The sequence below is a fragment of the Nesterenkonia halotolerans genome (assembly GCF_014874065.1).
GTDB lineage: Bacteria > Actinomycetota > Actinomycetes > Actinomycetales > Micrococcaceae > Nesterenkonia > Nesterenkonia halotolerans.
In genome coordinates, this window is sequence record NZ_JADBEE010000001.1 from 2164945 (window position 1) to 2181220 (window position 16276).

Sequence of the window (16276 nt, forward strand, 5' to 3'; positions counted from 1 at the left end):
TGAGCCGCGTGAAGGTACTTGTAGTCGGCCCCGGAGGCCGCGAGCACGCCATTGTCCGAGCACTGCTGCGCGATGAGGCAGTCACCACCGTGGAGGCGGCCCCGGGAAACGCCGGGATCGCGCAGGACGTCACCTGCCACAACCTCCACGCCCAGGACGGAGCAGCCGTGGCGTCGCTCGCCGTCGTCGGCCGCTTCGATATGGTGATCATCGGACCCGAAGCGCCGCTGGCCGCAGGTGTGGCCGATGCCGTGCGAGACATGGGGATCCCGGTGTTCGGGCCCTCGGCCGAGGCGGCCCGGCTGGAGGCTTCCAAGTCCTTCGCCAAGGAGGTCATGGAGGCCGCGGGTGTGCCCACCGCGCAGGCAGTGCACGCGGACGAGCTCTCCGCGGCGAAAGAGGCGATGGACCGCTTCGGCCCCCCCTTTGTGATCAAGGACGACGGTCTGGCCGCTGGCAAGGGGGTCGTGGTCACCGAGGACAGCGCCGCCGCGCTCGCCCATGCCCAGGCCTGCTTCGATGCCGGAGGATCCGTGGTCATCGAGGAGTTCCTCGACGGCCCGGAGGTCTCCCTGTTCGTGCTCTCCGACGGGGAGAACATGGTTCCGCTGTCCCCGGCTCAGGACTTCAAGCGCATCGCCGACGACGACGCCGGGCCCAACACCGGCGGGATGGGCGCCTACACCCCGCTGGAGTGGCTCGAGGGCTACACCGAGACCGATGCGTCCGGCGTGGAGCGCGACTTCGTGCAGATCGTGCTGGACACCGTGGCCGCCCCCACGCTGGCGGAGATGTCCCGCCGCGGGACCCCTTTCGTGGGGGTGCTCTACTGCGGACTCGCCGTGACCTCCCGCGGGGTGCGGGTGATCGAGTTCAATGCCCGCTTCGGGGATCCCGAGACCCAGGCGGTGCTGCAGCGGCTCGCCACACCGCTGGGTCAGCTGCTGCTGGATTGCGCCACCGGTTCCCTGGGCTCGGACCGCAGGCTCGATTGGGCACAGGGCAGCGCGGCCGGCGTCGTGCTCGCCGCCGAGAACTACCCGGAGGACCCGCGACGTGGCGATGTGATCAGCGGGGTCGAGCAGGCGGAGGCCCTCGAGGGTGTGGCCGTGCTGCATGCCGGCACCGCCCGAGACGACCAGGAGCAGCTGGTCACCGCCGGGGGGCGCGTGCTCGCCGTCGTCGGCACCGGAGACTCGCTGCGTGACGCGGTGGACCGCGCCTACGCCGGCGTCGCGGAGATCTCCTGGGAGGGAGAGCAGCACCGCACCGACATCGCCGCGAAGGCGCTTGCCGGAGAGATCGTGCTGGACGGCCCAAACGGGCCGGATGCTGCGCGGAAGGCTGAGGACGTCTCGCTGAGCCAGGAGGGCGTGCGCAGCACCGAGCTGCCGCCCAGCAGCGAGGACCCGCCAGAGGAGTACCCCGCCGGCTGGGTGCACCTGTCCTCGGGCAAGGTGCGCGACCTCTATGTCCCCGCGCCGGGGTCGAGCTGGGACGGGCAGGATGTGGTCCTGATGGTCGCCAGCGACCGGATCAGCGCCTACGACCACGTGCTCTCCACGCCCATCCCGGACAAGGGCATCATCCTGACCCAGCTGAGCCTGTGGTGGTTCGACCAGCTCGAGGCGGCCGGGATCTCACACCACGTGGTCTCCGTGGACGTGCCGGAGGAGGTGGCCGGCCGCGCGATGATCTGCCGTCGGCTGGAGATGGTCGAGGCCGAGTGCATCGCCCGCGGCTACCTGACCGGTTCCGGGCTCGCCGAGTACCGCGAATCCGGCACGGTCACCGGACTGCGTCTGCCGGAGGGCCTCCAGGACGGTTCAGCGCTGGAGGAGCCGATCTTCACGCCCTCGTCCAAGGCGGAGCAGGGCGATCACGACGAGAACATCAGCTTCGAGACGCTCACCGAGACGGTGGGGGTCGATCTGGCCATGCGGCTGCGCGAGGCCACGCTGCGCATCTACACCCTGGCGGAGTCGACCTGCCGCGAGGCGGGCGTGATCCTGGCGGACACGAAGCTGGAGTTCGGCTTCGACCCCAATGGCACGCTGACCGTGGCCGATGAGGTGCTGACCCCGGACTCTTCACGGTTCTGGCCCGCCGAGACCTGGGAACCCGGCAGGTCCCAGCCCTCCTTCGACAAGCAGTTCGTCCGGGACTGGCTGACCTCGTCCGAATCCGGCTGGGATCGCGGCTCCGCGCAGGCGCCCCCGGAGCTGCCCGAGGAGGTCGTCTCGGCTACCCGCGCGCGCTACCTGGAGGCTTACGAACGACTCACCGGCACCGAACTGCTCCTCTGAGCGAGCCTCTCCTCAGGAAATTATCGTAGGGCTGTAGCGAATCGTAGAGCTATAGCCCTACGATTTCGCGAAAGCTCTACGATAATCGCGGTTGGGCGAGAGGGCGCTCGCGGGACGTCCCGCTCAGCCGTCCACGCACTGACCGGTGGAGACCGTCTCGGTGTAGCGCTCCGGGTCGGTGAGCACATCCCCGGCCTGGGCGGCGGTGATCGCGAAGCCCACGTTGCTGCCTTCGACGGCGCGGGCGAACACTACGCCTGCCACCTCGCCGGACTGATCGATCAGCGGGCCGCCGGAGTTTCCCTGCCGGACATCGGCGTTGAGCTGGAAGATCTCCATCTCCGAGGGTGAGCTGCCGTAGATGTTGTTGACCTGCGAGACGTCGCGCGCCTGGACGACCGCCGGGCCGGCCGAGAACGGGCCGCCCGCGGGGTACCCCATCACATAGGCCGAGTCGCCGATCCCGAGACCATCGCTGACGCTCAGCGGGGCGGCCTGCAGGGGATCCACGGCAAGAAGCGCCAGGTCGGTGGAGGGGTCGAAGTGGACGGTGCGCCCGGTGACCACTTCACCGTCAGGCATCTCCACCGAGGGCTCCGCGACGCCGGCCACCACATGCGCGTTGGTCACGACCCGAGTGGGGGAGACGGCGAAGCCGGAGCCGGACTGGGACTGGCCGCACTGCTCCGCCACCCCGATGATCCGTCCCACCGAGGCCGCGGAGGTCTGCGCCGCGTCGTTGAGGTCGAGGTCCTCCGGCAGTTCAGCCGGCTGCGGCACGAGCTGGGCAATCTCGGGGATGTCGGACTCGAGCACTGCGGAGCGCACCTGGGCAAACCAGGACTCCGCGCGCTCGGGCACGGAGGAGTTGATGGTCTGCAGCACGGTCGACTGGTTCATCGCCTGGTTCACCGCGGGGAAGCCCATCGCGGAGACCGAGAAGGATAAGAGGGCGATCACGAAGACGGCGACGACGAGATTCAGCACGCCGCCCACCAGCGAACTCAGTCCGCGCACGGCCCGCGAGTTGAACATCCGTTGAATCTCCGAGCCGGCGGCGGAGCCCAGCCCATGCCCTGCAGCCACCAGCACGACGGCGGCCACGAGCACCGCGATCACCCGCCAGAGCGGATCCGCCACCCAGGAGGCCACCAGGGGGATCGCGAAGAAGGCTGCGGTGGCTCCCACTAGGAAGCCGAAGACGCCGCCGAGGGTCGCCCAGACGCCTTTGCGCAGCCCGCCGATGAGGAATCCGAGGAGCACAAGCACCAAGATCACGTCGAGTACGGTGATTCCCATGGGCAGGGGGCTCCTTATGGCTCATGCTGGTGAGTGACGCCGCCACATGCTGGCCCGATCGTGTAGTGCGCGGGCCCGTGAAACGGCTCCACAAGAATGACATAGAATCGTTCGCCGCCTGCGGAACGTTTCCGCAGGTCGGGGCGAACTGGTAACTTCTAATCAACGAGAATCTGTTGTCTCACACACATCCAGGAAGAACGGATCGCCCATGGATCTTGAAGTACTGCGTCGCGCACCGCTGTTCGCCACGCTCGACGACGACGTCTTCTCCGCTCTGATCAAAGAGCTCACCGAGGTGGACCTCTCCCGCGGATCCTCCGTCTTCCATGAGGGCGATCAGGGCGATCAGCTCTACTTCATCATCTCCGGGAAGATCAAGCTCGGACGCACGACGCCGGACGGTCGCGAGAACCTGCTGGCAGTGCTCGGCCCCGGCGAAATCTTCGGCGAGATGGCGCTGTTCAACCCGGCCCCGCGCACAGCGACCGCCACTGCGGTCTCTGAGACGCGCCTGGCCGGCCTGCGCCACGACAGCCTGCGCTCGGTCATCAACACGAACCCCGAGGTCTCCGTCCAGCTGCTCCAGGCGCTGGCCAAGCGGCTGACCCGCACGAACGAGTCCCTGGCCGACCTGGTCTTCTCGGACGTCCCCGGTCGTGTGGCGAAGGCGCTGCTGGACCTGGCGGATCGCTTCGGGCGTCCCGCTCCGGACGGTGTGCTCGTGGCCCACGAGCTCACGCAGGAAGAGCTCGCCCAGCTGGTCGGCGCGTCCCGCGAGACCGTGAACAAGGCACTGGCCGAGTTCGTCCAGCGCGGCTGGCTGCGCCTGGAGGCGCGCGCGGTCGTCATCCTGGACATCCAGCGGATCCGCCAGCGCTCCCGCTGAGCAGGGTCTGCCCAGCAGACGCAAGAGGAAGAGCGCCCGACGTGAGTCGGGCGCTCTTCCTCTGTCTGGCGGAGCTTTCTGCCGGTCCCGGTCCTGCGCCCCGGTCCTACTCGCCGGTGACCCGCGAGGGCGGGTAGAAGCGGAGGAACTTCCGCACGGTGGAGGCCTGCGCCGCCACGAGCAGGGCCAGCCGGCGAGGATCCCGGTCCTTGGCGTAGAAGAACGGGTTGCGCGTTCCCCCGGAGCTCATGATCTTGCGAAGGCGACGCCGACGCGCGGGATCCGAGACATAGCGAGCCGTCAGCCAGCGGGGCAGCACCGTGTACACGGTCTCTGCCTGGTCCTCCACCCGTGAGGTCTCGCCGCGCCCGGAGAGCTCGCCGCGGATCCAGTCCCGCACGTAGTACTCCACCGGATTGTTGCCGGCGCCGGTGATGTAGTAGTTCGAGCGGCCCAGTCGCGGGTTCAGCTCGAAGAACTTCGTCTTGCCGTCCCGGGGGTCGTACTTGAGGTCAAAGTTTGCGTAGCCCACCCAGCCGAGCTCGGCGAGCAGCAGCTGCGCCTGATCCACCGCTGTGGAGTTCTGCCCGCTCAGGATGACCGAAGGATTGCCGAGCGCGGCGGGGGAGTGGTCCTCCAGCACGGTCTCGCCCCAGGACGCGAAGCGGATCACGGAGTCCTGATCGCAGTAGCAGGTCAGCACCCGCATGTTCTGATCGTCGCCGGGCACCTCTTCCTGGACCACGAAGCTCGCGCGATACCCGGCGGCATGGATCTTGCCGAAGAGCTCCTCGAGATCCTCAGCAGTCTCGACCCGGTGCACCTTGTGCTTGCCCTCGAACTCGGTCCAGTACCAGGCGGTGACATCGGCAGGCTTCGCCCAGACGGGGAAGCTTAGATCCAGTGGAAGCTGCGGGCCCAGATCCTGGCTGAAGTCCACGACCCTCGTCACCGGATGATCGACGCCGAGGCGCTGCGCGAGAGCGGTGAAGTTGTCCTTCACCGTGCCTGCTTCAAAGCGGACGCTGTCCACATAGGGCACGACGACGTCGTCCCCCAGGTCTTCTGGGTGAGTCTCTTTGAGCTCGATGATCGCCTCGACGGTGGAGTCGATCGCTCCCAGAAGCAGGATCCTGATGCCCTGATCGCGGAGTCGGGAGATCTGTGGAGCGGCCAGCCCGGTGCGGACGTGCTCCATCACGGTGCCGTTCTCCACCTCCAGGTGCTCGATGATCCGGGAATGTCGGATCATCCACATCTGATGCTTGGAGAGCACCACGGAGCTGATGCCGTAGGCCTCGTGGAAGGCGCGTGCCGCCCCGTAGGCCCCGGCGTCGCCGCCGACGATCACGGGGGCGAAGCCCACCTCGGCCCAGCGGCGTTCGTTCTCGGCCCAGCGCCGATCCGTCGGGGCCATGGCCTCAGCGGACATGGGCGATGAGATCGACTTCCACGGGAGTGTCCAGCGGAAGGACCGGCACACCGACGGCGCTGCGGGCGTGCTGCCCGGCCTCTCCGAAGGCCTGGCCCAGCAGATCGGAGGCACCGTTGATGACCTTCGGCTGACCGGTGAAGGTGGGTGCGGAGGCGACGAATCCACCGACCTTGGCGATGCGGGTGATCCGATCCAGGTCGCCCACGGCGGCCTTGAGTGCGCCGATGGCGTTCAGTGCGCACTGGCGGGCCAGCTCATAGGCCTGCTCCTCGGTCACCTCGGCCCCGACCTTGCCCGTCAGCGGCAGCGCGCCGTCGACGAAGGGCAGCTGACCGGACACGTAGACCACGCCGTCGGCGATGACCGCAGGCTGGTAGGAGGCGACGGGCGGAACCACCTCGGGCACACTCAGGCCGAGCTCGGCCAGACGTGATTCAACGGCGGAGAGCTGCTGCGTCATGGAAGCCTCGCTCAGTTCCGCGGCCGCTTGAGGTAGGCGACCGGGGCATTGCCCTCGGGGCCGGGGAGGACGGTGACGAGCTCCCAGCCGTCCTCGCCCCACTGGTCCAAGATGCCCTTGGTGTTGTGGATGATTAGCGGAATCGTGGCATATTCCCATTGGGTCTCTGAAGCGCTCATCTGATCAGACTATCCGACGGCTGTCTTCGCACCGAAGAGATCTCGCAGTTGTGCAGGCATCGAAGCGCGGCGCGGACGGCAACGGATGCGCCTGCCCGAACGGCCTTGCCCTTAACGGTAGGATGAAGCCCATGGCGTCACGTAAATCTCCCCTCTTTGACACGGCCACCACCGTCGGGAAAATCATGTCCTTCCTCGGTGTGAGTGCCCTGTGTGGCCTGTTGGCGGCGGGTCTGATCTTCCCGCTGGCGGCCTCCGGAGGGGCTGCTGCCGCTACCGGCACGGACCTGCTCGAAGACATCCCCGCGGAGCTGAATGAGGAGCCGCTCAGCGTGCCCTCTCACATCTACGCCTCCGATGGCACCACGGAGATCGCGACGTTCTACTCCGAGAACCGTCAGCCCGTGACGATGGACGAGATCTCGCCGAACATGGTGGACGCGATCCTCGCGATCGAGGATGAGCGGTTCTACGAGCACGGCGGTGTGGACCCCCGCGGTGTCTCCCGAGCGCTGGTGAACAACCTCACCTCGGATTCCCAGCAGGGCGCCTCGACCATCACCCAGCAGTACGTGAACAACATGCTCATCAACGCCGTGGTGCTCACCGGTGAGGGACGCCTGACCATCTCCGGCACCGGTGAGAAGACCTACGCGGACAAGCTGCGCGAGATGAAGCTCGCGGTCGCCGTCGAACAGGAGATGACCAAGGAGGAGATCCTTGAGGGCTACCTGAACATCGTGCTGCTCGGCGGACGCAACTACGGTGTCGAGGCAGCGGCACAGTTCTACTGGGGCATCCCCGCCTCGGAGCTGAGCATCTCCCAGTCGGCGGTGCTTGCTGGCATGGTGCAGTCTCCGAACGGCTACAACCCTTCGGTCAACCCCGAAGCGTCCAAGGACCGGCGTGACGTGGTGCTCGGTGCGATGCTGGACCAGGACGCGATCACCCAGGAGGAGTACGACGAGGCCATCGCCGAAGACCTCGGCGTGGAAGAGGTCAACCCCGAAGAGACGGGTTGCATCTCCGCCAGCATGGGCGCCTACTTCTGCGACTACGTCCGCCGCGAGATCCTTGCCAGCGACACCTTCGGCCCCGATGAGGAGTCCCGGGAGCAGCTGCTGAACCGCGGCGGTCTGAGCATCACCACCACCCTGGACCCCGACGCCCAGCAGGCGGCAGAGGATGAGGTGAATGCCACCGTTCCCTCCGATGACAACTCCGGCGCGGGTGCGGCGATCTCCTCCGTGGAACCCGGCACCGGCAACATCCTCGCGATGGCACAGAACCGAAACTTCACCCCCGAGGACGGAGTCGGGAACACGACGATCAACTACAACGTGGATTCTGATGTCGGCGGCGGTCAGGGATTCCAGCCCGGCTCCTCGTTGAAGCCCTTCGTGGTCGCCGCCTACCTGGAAGAGGGCGGCTCTACCGACGATGTCGTGGACGCCTCTCCCGATGAATGGGCGGACACCCAGCGCTGGGAAGCCAGCTGCCTGGAGCGCGGGTTCACCACCACAGATGGGCCGTGGGAGGTCGAGAACGTCGAGGACGACTCGAACCGTCGCATGACCATCGACTATGGCGTGTACTTCTCGGTCAACACCGCCACCCTGGCCACCTCCACGCAGATGGACCTCTGCGCGATCACCGATGTCACCGACCGGCTCGGGATTCACCTGGCCAGCAATCCCGAGCAGGGTCTGTCCCCGCAGAATCCCTCGTTCGTGCTCGGCACCGACAGCGTCGCACCGCTGACGCAGGCGGCCGCCTACGCGGCCCTGGCCGATGACGGCAACTTCTGCGAGCCGCGGGCTCTGCTGGAGGTCACCGACACCCACGGCAACGAGTACGACGTGCCTGAGGAGAACTGCGATCAGGCGATCGATGAAGAGATCGTGGCGCAGGTCAACGACATCACCATCAACATCGCCGAGGGCACCGTCGCCGCCGGCGACCCGCCGTTCCCGATGGCGGGCAAGACTGGAACCTCGGACGAAGCCGTGCACACCTGGTTCGTCGGCTACTCCTCCGGCGTCTCCACCGTCGCGTGGATCGGCAACCCGGAGGGCAACCGGACCGGTTACACAGGAAGCACGATCAACGGCCAGTACTACGACGAATTCTACGGCTCGACCCTCGCGGCCCCCATGTGGTTGGACTACATGGAACAGGTCGGTGGCGACTATGACACCTCCGACTTCCGTGAGGCCGAGGACTCCCCGTTCGATGACCGCCGGGACCGCAGCCGCTACCGCGATGGCGGGGAGCTGCCCGACGATGATGAGGCCATCAACTCGGACGACAATGACAACGGGGACGACGACTGAGCGCGACCTCGTCTCTGAAGGTGGTGGGGCTGGGAGTCAATGACTTCACGCTCCGCCACCTGTCTCTGCCCCTGCGCAGCGGGGCCGGACTTCGCATCCTGCACATCTCAGACATCCACTACATCCCAGGTCAGCGCAAGAAGTTCGACTGGCTGCAGTCCCTGGCGGAGCTCGAGCCCGATCTGGTGGTCAACACCGGGGACAACCTCTCGCATCTGAAGGCTGTCGATGAGGTGCTCGAAGCGCTCACGCCCCTGCTCCAGTTCCCGGGCGTGTTCGTTCCGGGGTCCAATGACTACTACGCCCCGAAATGGAAGAACCCGCTGCGCTACCTCAGCGGCCCCTCGAGGTTGGATGAGGAGCCCGAGGAGCTGGAGTGGCGCCGGCTCTTCACCTCCTTCGAGGCAGCAGGCTGGCGCAATCTCAGCAACCACACGGCGCAGCTCACCGCCGGTGGCCACGCTCTGGACTTCAGCGGCGTGGACGATCCGCACATTGGTCGCGACGAGTTCCAGGGCTGGCCGGGGGCTGTTCCGGGGTCGCAGGGCCCCGCCACGCAGGCGGCTGGAAGCTCCGGGCCGACTGGGCCCGAATCCCCGCTGCGCATCGGGGTCGCCCACGCGCCGGTCAGCTCGGTGTTGGACACCTTCGCGCAGACCGGAGCCGACCTGGTCCTTGCCGGACACACCCACGGCGGCCAGGTCTGCCTGCCCGGCGGGCGAGCGCTGGTCACCAACTGCGATCTGCCCCGGTCGCAGGCCAAGGGGCTCAGCACCATCACCGTCGCCTCGCCACAGGAGGCAGGCTCCGGCCAGTCAGCTCGGGGAGTGCCGCTGCATGTCTCCGCCGGGATCGGCACCAGCGCCACCGCACCGGTGCGCCTCTTCTGCCCGCCCGAGGCCACACTGTTGAAAGTACACCGCGACACGGAGTAGGTTAGTTGCCTGATGCAACGAGAATCTGGTGCCCAGGGCACTGAGGCTTCCGGGCGCCGTCGTACCCTGTGGCAGGCCCTGGCGCGGCTCGGCCCCTACCTGGATGGTCTGAAGCTCCGCTGGACCTTCGGTCTGATCGCAGCCATCGCGGCCGGCGTCGTCGCGCTGACCATCCCGCAGGTCCTGCAGACCCTCGTCAACTCCCTGCTCGACGACGGCGCCGAGGTCAGCGCCGTCTGGAGCGCCAGTGGAGTGATCCTCGCCCTCGGGGTGCTGGAAGCCGGCCTGGTGTACCTGCGCCGCTTCTTCGTCATCCCACCCGCCTCCGACGCCGAGACCTCCATGCGGACCCGGCTCTTCGACAAGCTCCAGGACCTCTCCGCCTCCTTCCACTCCGCCTGGGGCGCAGGCCAGCTGCAGTCCCGCGCGATCGCCGACCTCAACCTGCTGCGCCGCTGGTTCGCCTTCGGCTCGCTGATGCTGATCACCTCGGTGGTGAGCCTGATCGTGGGGTTCACCCTGATGGCCACACTCTCCCCGCTGCTTGCAGTGGTCTTCCTCGGTGCGGCGCTGCCGATCATGGTCATCGGCCCGAAGTTCCGGCAGAAGTTCGTCCACTACTCCCGCGCGTCCCAGGACCAGGCCGGCGACGTCGCCACGAAGGTGGAGGAGTCGGTGCACGGCATTCGTGTGCTCAAGGCCTTCGGGCGCGGCGACTACGCGCTCGAAGGCTTCACTCAGGAAGCCGACGAGCTGCGCGACCTCGAGGTCTCCAAGGCCCGGACGCTGGCGAAGTTCCTCATGGCCATGGTCATCCTGCCCGAGGGCATCCTCGGGCTGTGCCTGCTGATCGGTCTCTGGCAGGTCGCGAATGAGGAGAGCACCGGAGTCAGTGTGGGAGCGCTTGCAGCCTTCTTCGCCACCGCCGCCGTGCTCAAGGGCCCCATCGAGGGGGTGGGCATGATGCTCGGCATGACCTTCACCGCCAAGACGGCCATCGACCGCCATGCCGATGTCATGGACACCGACACCGAGATCACCTCCCCGGCCACCTCGAAGACCGCCGAGGAGCACGGCGTGCTCGAGCTGGCGGACGTGCACTTCCGCTATTCCGACGCCAAGGACGGCGAGCGGGACCTGATCGACGGGGTCAGCCTGCGCGTCGAGCCCGGGGAGACCATGGCGCTGGTCTCGGCCACCGGCGGAGGCACCTCGACGCTGCTGAACCTGATTCCGCGTCTCTACGAGGTCACCGGTGGAGCGATCCTGATCGACGGCGTCGACGTCCGGGACTTCGCGCTGGCGGATCTGCGCTCCCGCATCGGCATCGCCTTCGAAGATCCGATCCTGTTCTCCACCTCCGTGAAGTCCAACGTGCTGCTCGGAACCTCCCACCTGCGCGACGCCGATGACCCGCAGAATCCTCATCGGACGGCGGCCCCGGCGGAGGAAGACCTCGAGGATGCGATGCACCGGGCGCTGACGATCGCCGATGCCGAGTTCGTCGAAGGCCTTCCCCAGGGCGTGGACACCCCCGTCGGGGAGGAGGGGCTGAGCCTCTCCGGTGGTCAGCGGCAGCGCCTCGCGCTGGCCCGCGCCATCGCCGCCTCCCCCTCGGTGCTGCTGCTCGATGATCCGCTCTCCGCGCTGGACGTGCGCACCGAGGAGGCGGTGACCCTGCGGCTGCGCGAGGCGCTGCAGGGCACCACCACGCTCATCGTGGCCCACCGGCCCTCCACCGTGGCGCTGGCCGACCGAGTGGCGCTGCTCGAGCATGGACGCGTCACCGAGGTCGGCACCCACTCCGAGCTGCTGGAACGCAGCCCGGAGTACCGCGAGGTCATGAGCGCGAGCGTGCGGCCCGTCAGCGCCGAGGAGGTGCTCAGCCATGAGTGAGACCTACACAGAAGACGCCACCGGGAGCCGCGGCGAGCCAGGCGATCGCTTCGCCCACCTGCGCGGCACGGCCGGCGAGGAACAGATCGAGCTGGACCGCGAGGAGCGCGGCTTCATCCGGCATCGCTCCTGGCGGCTGCTGGTACAGCTCTCGGTCGGGGTGCGCCGCAAGCTGCTGCTCACCGCGATCTTCGTCGTGATCGCGCAGGCCGCACAGGCCTCGATCCCGCTGATCGTGGCCTGGGCCATCGACTGGGGCCTGCCGCGCATGATGGAGGGCCGCAGCTCGGGGATGTGGCTGCCCGGCAGCGCCTACATCGCCTGCGCCGTGACCGCCGGCATTCTGATCTTCCACTACACCAGGATGACCGCCGAGGCTTCCCAGGAGATGTTGTTCACCCTGCGCGGGGAGGTCTTCCGCAAGACCCAGGCGCTGAGTCTGGACTTCCACGAGGACTACACCTCCGGGAAGGTCATCTCCCGGCAGACCTCGGACCTGGAGTCGCTGCGCGAGCTGCTCGACGGCGGAGTGAACTCCCTCGTCCAGGGCGTGATGTTCATGTTCTTCACCGGCGTGACGATCTGGATCATGGACTGGCACTCCGGGCTGGTGCTCATCGCCGCCCTCATCCCGATCGCCGTGATGGGGCGCTGGTATCAGAAGAACTCGGAGGTCGCCTACCGCCGGACCCGGGTCTCCTCGGCGAGGATGATCGTGCACTTCGTGGAGTCCATGACCGGCATCCGCGCTGTGCAGGCGTTCCGCCGCGAAGATTCCCGCTCACGCCAGTACCGCAGGCTCGCGGCGATCTATCGCGATGACATGATCCGCTCCATCTCCCTGTTCGGGGTGTTGCAGCCCTCGCTGATGCTCATCGGCAACCTCACCGTCACCGCCGTGCTGCTCTGGGGCGGGTACCGCGTGCTCGAGGGGGACCTGGGCATCGGTGTGCTGGTCGCCCTGGTGCTCGCCACCAAGCGCGTGTTCCAGCCGCTGGACATGATCGCGATGTTCTACAACTCGCTGCAATCAGCCACCGCCGCGCTGGAGAAGGTCTCCGGCCTGCTCGAGGAGAGCCCCTCGGTCACCGAGGCCAGCAGCCCGGTGCACCTGCAGCAGGCCGCCGGTGACCTCGAGTTCGACCGCGCCTCCTTCCGCTACTCCGAGGATGGCCCCGTGGTCCTCCATGAGCTGGACCTGCACATCCCTGCCGGCCAGACCGTGGCCGTGGTGGGCCGGACCGGCGCCGGAAAATCCACGCTCGCGAAGCTGCTCGCCCGCTTCTACGACGTGAGCACCGGTGCGGTGAAGCTCGACGGCGTCGACCTGCGTGAGCTTGCCGTGGCGGATCATCACCGTCATGTGGCCATGGTGACCCAGGAGGCGTTCCTGTTCTCCGGGACGATCCGCGCGAACATCGCGCTGGGCCGCCCGGATGCGGCCGAGACGGAGATCATCGCGGCGGCGCAGGCGGTGGGCTGCCACGAGCTGATCATGGAGCTGCCGGAGGGCTACGCCACCGATGTGACCAAGCGCGGCGGACGGCTCTCCGCGGGGCAGCGACAGCTGATCTCCTTCGCCCGGGCCTTCCTCGCGGATCCCGCGGTGCTGATCCTGGACGAGGCGACCTCCTCGCTGGATCTCCCGAGCGAAGCGCTGGTCCAGCAGGGCCTCGAGCGGCTGCTGGGCAACCGCACCGCGCTGATCATCGCCCACCGGCTCTCCACCGTGGCCATCGCTGACCGGGTGCTGGTCATCGACGACGGACGCGTGGTGGAGGATGGTGCCCCGGCGGAGCTCGCCGAGGCCGGCGGGTACTACGCCAAGCTCCACGCCGCATGGCAGACCTCTATGGGCGCCTGAGCAGCCCCGAGTTCAGTTCCCGGTGGCCCGTCCCTGCGACGGCAAGGACGACGACGGCGGCTGGTCTGTTCAGTCCTCGCCCAGCAGCGAGGCCAGATGGTCCACGGCGTAGCGGTAGCCGTTGAGACCTGCCCCGGCGATCACTGCGACCGCCGCGGGGGAGACGTAGGAGTGATGCCGGAACTCTTCCCGAGTATGCACATTGGAGATGTGGACCTCCACCACCGGGAGTTCCGCGGCGCGCAGAGCGTCCGCTATCGCGACCGAGGTGTGGGTATAGGCCGCGGGGTTGATCACGATGCCATCGGCAGTGGTCCGCGCGGCATGGATGGCGTCGATGAGGACGCCCTCGTGGTTGGACTGGAGGAGCTCGGCCTCTAAGCCAGCCTCCGCCGCGGCCCTGCGGCAGAGCTCTTCGACGTCCTGCAGCGTCGTCGCGCCGTAGATTCCGGGCTCGCGCGTCCCCAGCATGTTCAGGTTGGGTCCGTTGAGAATCAGCAGGCGTCCGGTCTTGTTCGACATGCTCACACCTTACCGGCCCCCAAACCTCCCCCCACACACGTCGAGGGGCGGATTCTCCGGGTATTTCACCCCTCCCAAGGGGCAAACCAGCCGGAAAATCCGCCCCTCAAGGGGTGGTGGGGTGGGGTGAGCTCCCGGGTCAGGCGGCGCCGTGCTTGGCGCGCATGTCCTCGGCGATCTGCTGCATCACCGACGGGTCCGCCAGCGTGGAGGCGTCTCCGGCCTCGCGCCCTTCGGCCACATCCTTGAGCAGGCGACGCATGATCTTCCCGGACCGGGTCTTCGGCAGCTCGGGGACCACCAGCACGTTGCGCGGCTTGGCGATCGGTCCGATCTCCTTGCCCACATGGGTCCGGAGATCCTGCTCCATCTGCTCCTTGTCCCCACCCTCAGCGGATCCGCGGAGGATCACGAAGGCCACGACGGCCTCGCCGGTGGTGGCGTCCTTCGCACCGACGACGGCGGCCTCGGCCACCGACTCGTGGGAGACCAGCGCGGACTCGATCTCCGTGGTGGAGAGGCGGTGTCCGGAGACGTTCATGACATCGTCCACGCGGCCCATGAGCCAGACATCACCGTCCTCATCGGTGCGTGCGCCGTCGCCGGCGAAGTAGACATCGCCGAAGCGTGACCAGTAGGTCTCCTGGTAGCGCTCCGGGTTCTTCCAGATGCCGCGCAGCATCGCGGGCCAGGGCTCCTTGATGACGAGCAGGCCCGCCTCGCCCTTCTCCAGCGGATTGCCCATCTCGTCGACGATGCCGATGGAGATGCCGGGCACGGCGGTCTGCGCCGAGCCTGGCTTGGTGGCGGTGACGCCGGGAAGCGGCGCGATCATATGCGCGCCGGTCTCGGTCTGCCACCAGGTGTCCACGATCGGAGCTGGGTGTTCCTTGGGAGGCTTGCCGACGCCGTTGTTGGCGCCGATGACCTCACGGAACCACAGCCATGCCTCGGGGTTGATCGCCTCACCCACGGTGCCCAGCACGCGCAGGCTGGAGAGGTCGTACTCGTCGGGGATCTCGCGACCCCACTTCATGCAGGTGCGGATCAGGGTCGGGGCGGTGTAGAACTGCGTGACCCCGTACTTCTGCACGATCTCCCAGAGCCGTCCCTTATGCGGAGAATCCGGGGTCCCCTCATAGATGACCTGGGTGGCGCCGTTGACCATGGGTCCGTAGACGATGTACGAGTGCCCGGTGACCCAGCCGACGTCGGCGGTGCACCAGTAGACGTCGGTCTCCGGCTTCAGGTCGAAGGTGTCGCGGTGGGTCACCGCCGTCTGCGTCAGGTACCCGCCGGTGGTGTGCAGGATGCCCTTGGGCTTGCCGGTGGTGCCGGAGGTGTAGAGGATGAACAGCGGGTGCTCGGAGTCAGGGGCCACATAGGTGTGCTCGGTGGACTGCTCCGGCACGAGGTCATGCCACCAGACGTCGAGGTCCTCGTTGAAGGCCACCTCTTCGCCGTTGCGCTTGACCACGACCACATGCTCCACGGTGTGACCGGGCTTGGCGAGCGCGTCGTCGACCGCTGGCTTCAGGGTGGAGGGCTTGCCGCGGCGGTAGGAGCCGTCCGCGGTGACCACGAGCTTGGCCTCGGCGTCATCGATGCGGGAGCGCAGGGCGTCGGAGGAGAATCCGCCGAAGACCACCGAGTGGATCGCGCCGATGCGGGCACAGGCCAGCATGGTCACGACCGTCTCCGGGATCATGGGCATGTAGATGGCCACTCGGTCACCCTTGGTGAGGCCGAGGGACTCGAAGGCGTTGGAGGCCCGCGCGACGTCGTCGGCCAGCTCCTGATACGTGATGCTGCGGGAGTCGCCGGGCTCGCCCTCGAAGTGCAGGGCGACGCGGCTGCCATGGCCGGCTTCGACGTGGCGGTCCACTGCGTTGTAGGCCGCGTTCACCTCGCCGCCGACGAACCATTTGGCCACCGGAGCCTCGGACCAGTCGAGCACCTCGGTGAAGTCTTTATCCCAGCTCAGCACGGAGCGAGCCTGGTCGGCCCAGTACCCGAGGCGATCCTCGGCGGCCTTGTCGTAGCGTTCGAAAGTGGCGACGGCGTCCTTGGCGAATGCCTCGCTCGGAGGGAAGATCTGACCCGATTTCTGCATCGTGTCCAGCTTGTTCTCTGGCTCGGATTGGGGCGTCATGCGGTT

General features: G+C 67.5%; 12 protein-coding genes. 6 read left to right on the forward strand and 6 right to left on the reverse strand.

From position 1 onward, the window contains the following. The first annotated feature begins 8 nt into the window (after positions 1-8). A complete protein-coding gene (gene purD, locus H4W26_RS09840; RefSeq protein WP_192591865.1) occupies positions 9-2306 on the forward strand; it encodes a phosphoribosylamine--glycine ligase in 2298 nt (765 codons plus the stop codon). 123 nt (positions 2307-2429) lie between these two features. Here purD and H4W26_RS09845 read toward each other — a convergent pair whose 3' ends face one another. Then, complete coding sequence (locus H4W26_RS09845; RefSeq protein ID WP_225939670.1) at positions 2430-3605, reverse strand: MarP family serine protease; 1176 nt, start codon at positions 3603-3605, stop codon at positions 2430-2432. A gap of 211 nt (positions 3606-3816) precedes the next feature. Between H4W26_RS09845 and H4W26_RS09850 the strand changes: the two genes are divergently transcribed. Next, positions 3817-4494 carry a Crp/Fnr family transcriptional regulator gene (locus H4W26_RS09850; protein WP_192591866.1) on the forward strand — a complete coding sequence of 226 codons (678 nt, stop codon included), beginning with the start codon at positions 3817-3819 and terminating at the stop codon, positions 4492-4494. Between the two features lie 106 nt (positions 4495-4600). Here the strand turns inward: H4W26_RS09850 and H4W26_RS09855 are convergent, their stop codons facing one another. Genes H4W26_RS09855 through H4W26_RS09865 form a run of 3 tightly spaced genes read right to left on the reverse strand, consistent with a single transcriptional unit; the run spans position 4601 to position 6568 of the window. Continuing rightward, on the reverse strand, positions 4601-5911 hold the full coding sequence (locus tag H4W26_RS09855) for a carboxylate--amine ligase (RefSeq protein WP_192591867.1): 1311 nt from the start codon (positions 5909-5911) through the stop codon (positions 4601-4603). 4 nt (positions 5912-5915) lie between these two features. Next, on the reverse strand, positions 5916-6389 hold the full coding sequence (locus H4W26_RS09860) for a RidA family protein (protein WP_192591868.1): 474 nt from the start codon (positions 6387-6389) through the stop codon (positions 5916-5918). Positions 6390-6400: 11 nt separating this feature from the next. Beyond that, on the reverse strand, positions 6401-6568 hold the full coding sequence (locus tag H4W26_RS09865) for a hypothetical protein (protein WP_166645872.1): 168 nt from the start codon (positions 6566-6568) through the stop codon (positions 6401-6403). A 131-nt stretch (positions 6569-6699) separates the two neighbouring features. Between H4W26_RS09865 and H4W26_RS09870 the strand changes: the two genes are divergently transcribed. The 4 genes from H4W26_RS09870 to H4W26_RS09885 are packed head-to-tail and all read left to right on the forward strand — an operon-like array spanning position 6700 to position 13596. Beyond that, positions 6700-8901, forward strand: a complete 2202-nt coding sequence (locus tag H4W26_RS09870) for a transglycosylase domain-containing protein (RefSeq protein ID WP_192591869.1) — start codon at positions 6700-6702, stop codon at positions 8899-8901. Between the two features lie 20 nt (positions 8902-8921). Beyond that, on the forward strand, positions 8922-9836 hold the full coding sequence (locus H4W26_RS09875) for a metallophosphoesterase (RefSeq protein ID WP_318779829.1): 915 nt from the start codon (positions 8922-8924) through the stop codon (positions 9834-9836). 12 nt (positions 9837-9848) lie between these two features. Beyond that, positions 9849-11732 (forward strand): ABC transporter ATP-binding protein, encoded by a 1884-nt coding sequence (locus tag H4W26_RS09880; protein ID WP_192591870.1) that lies wholly within the window; start codon positions 9849-9851, stop codon positions 11730-11732. Continuing rightward, complete coding sequence (locus tag H4W26_RS09885; RefSeq protein ID WP_192591871.1) at positions 11725-13596, forward strand: ABC transporter ATP-binding protein; 1872 nt, start codon at positions 11725-11727, stop codon at positions 13594-13596. The genes H4W26_RS09880 and H4W26_RS09885 overlap by 8 nt, the downstream gene beginning before the upstream one ends. A 69-nt stretch (positions 13597-13665) precedes the next feature. On the opposite strand, the gene aroQ is transcribed toward H4W26_RS09885, so the two are convergent. Both aroQ and acs read right to left on the reverse strand, forming a co-directional pair. Beyond that, positions 13666-14118 carry a type II 3-dehydroquinate dehydratase gene (gene aroQ / locus H4W26_RS09890; RefSeq protein ID WP_192591872.1) on the reverse strand — a complete coding sequence of 151 codons (453 nt, stop codon included), beginning with the start codon at positions 14116-14118 and terminating at the stop codon, positions 13666-13668. Positions 14119-14257: 139 nt separating this feature from the next. Next, positions 14258-16270: an acetate--CoA ligase gene (acs, locus tag H4W26_RS09895; protein WP_192591873.1), complete on the reverse strand. Its 2013-nt coding sequence runs from the start codon at positions 16268-16270 to the stop codon at positions 14258-14260. Positions 16271-16276: the final 6 nt, after the last annotated feature.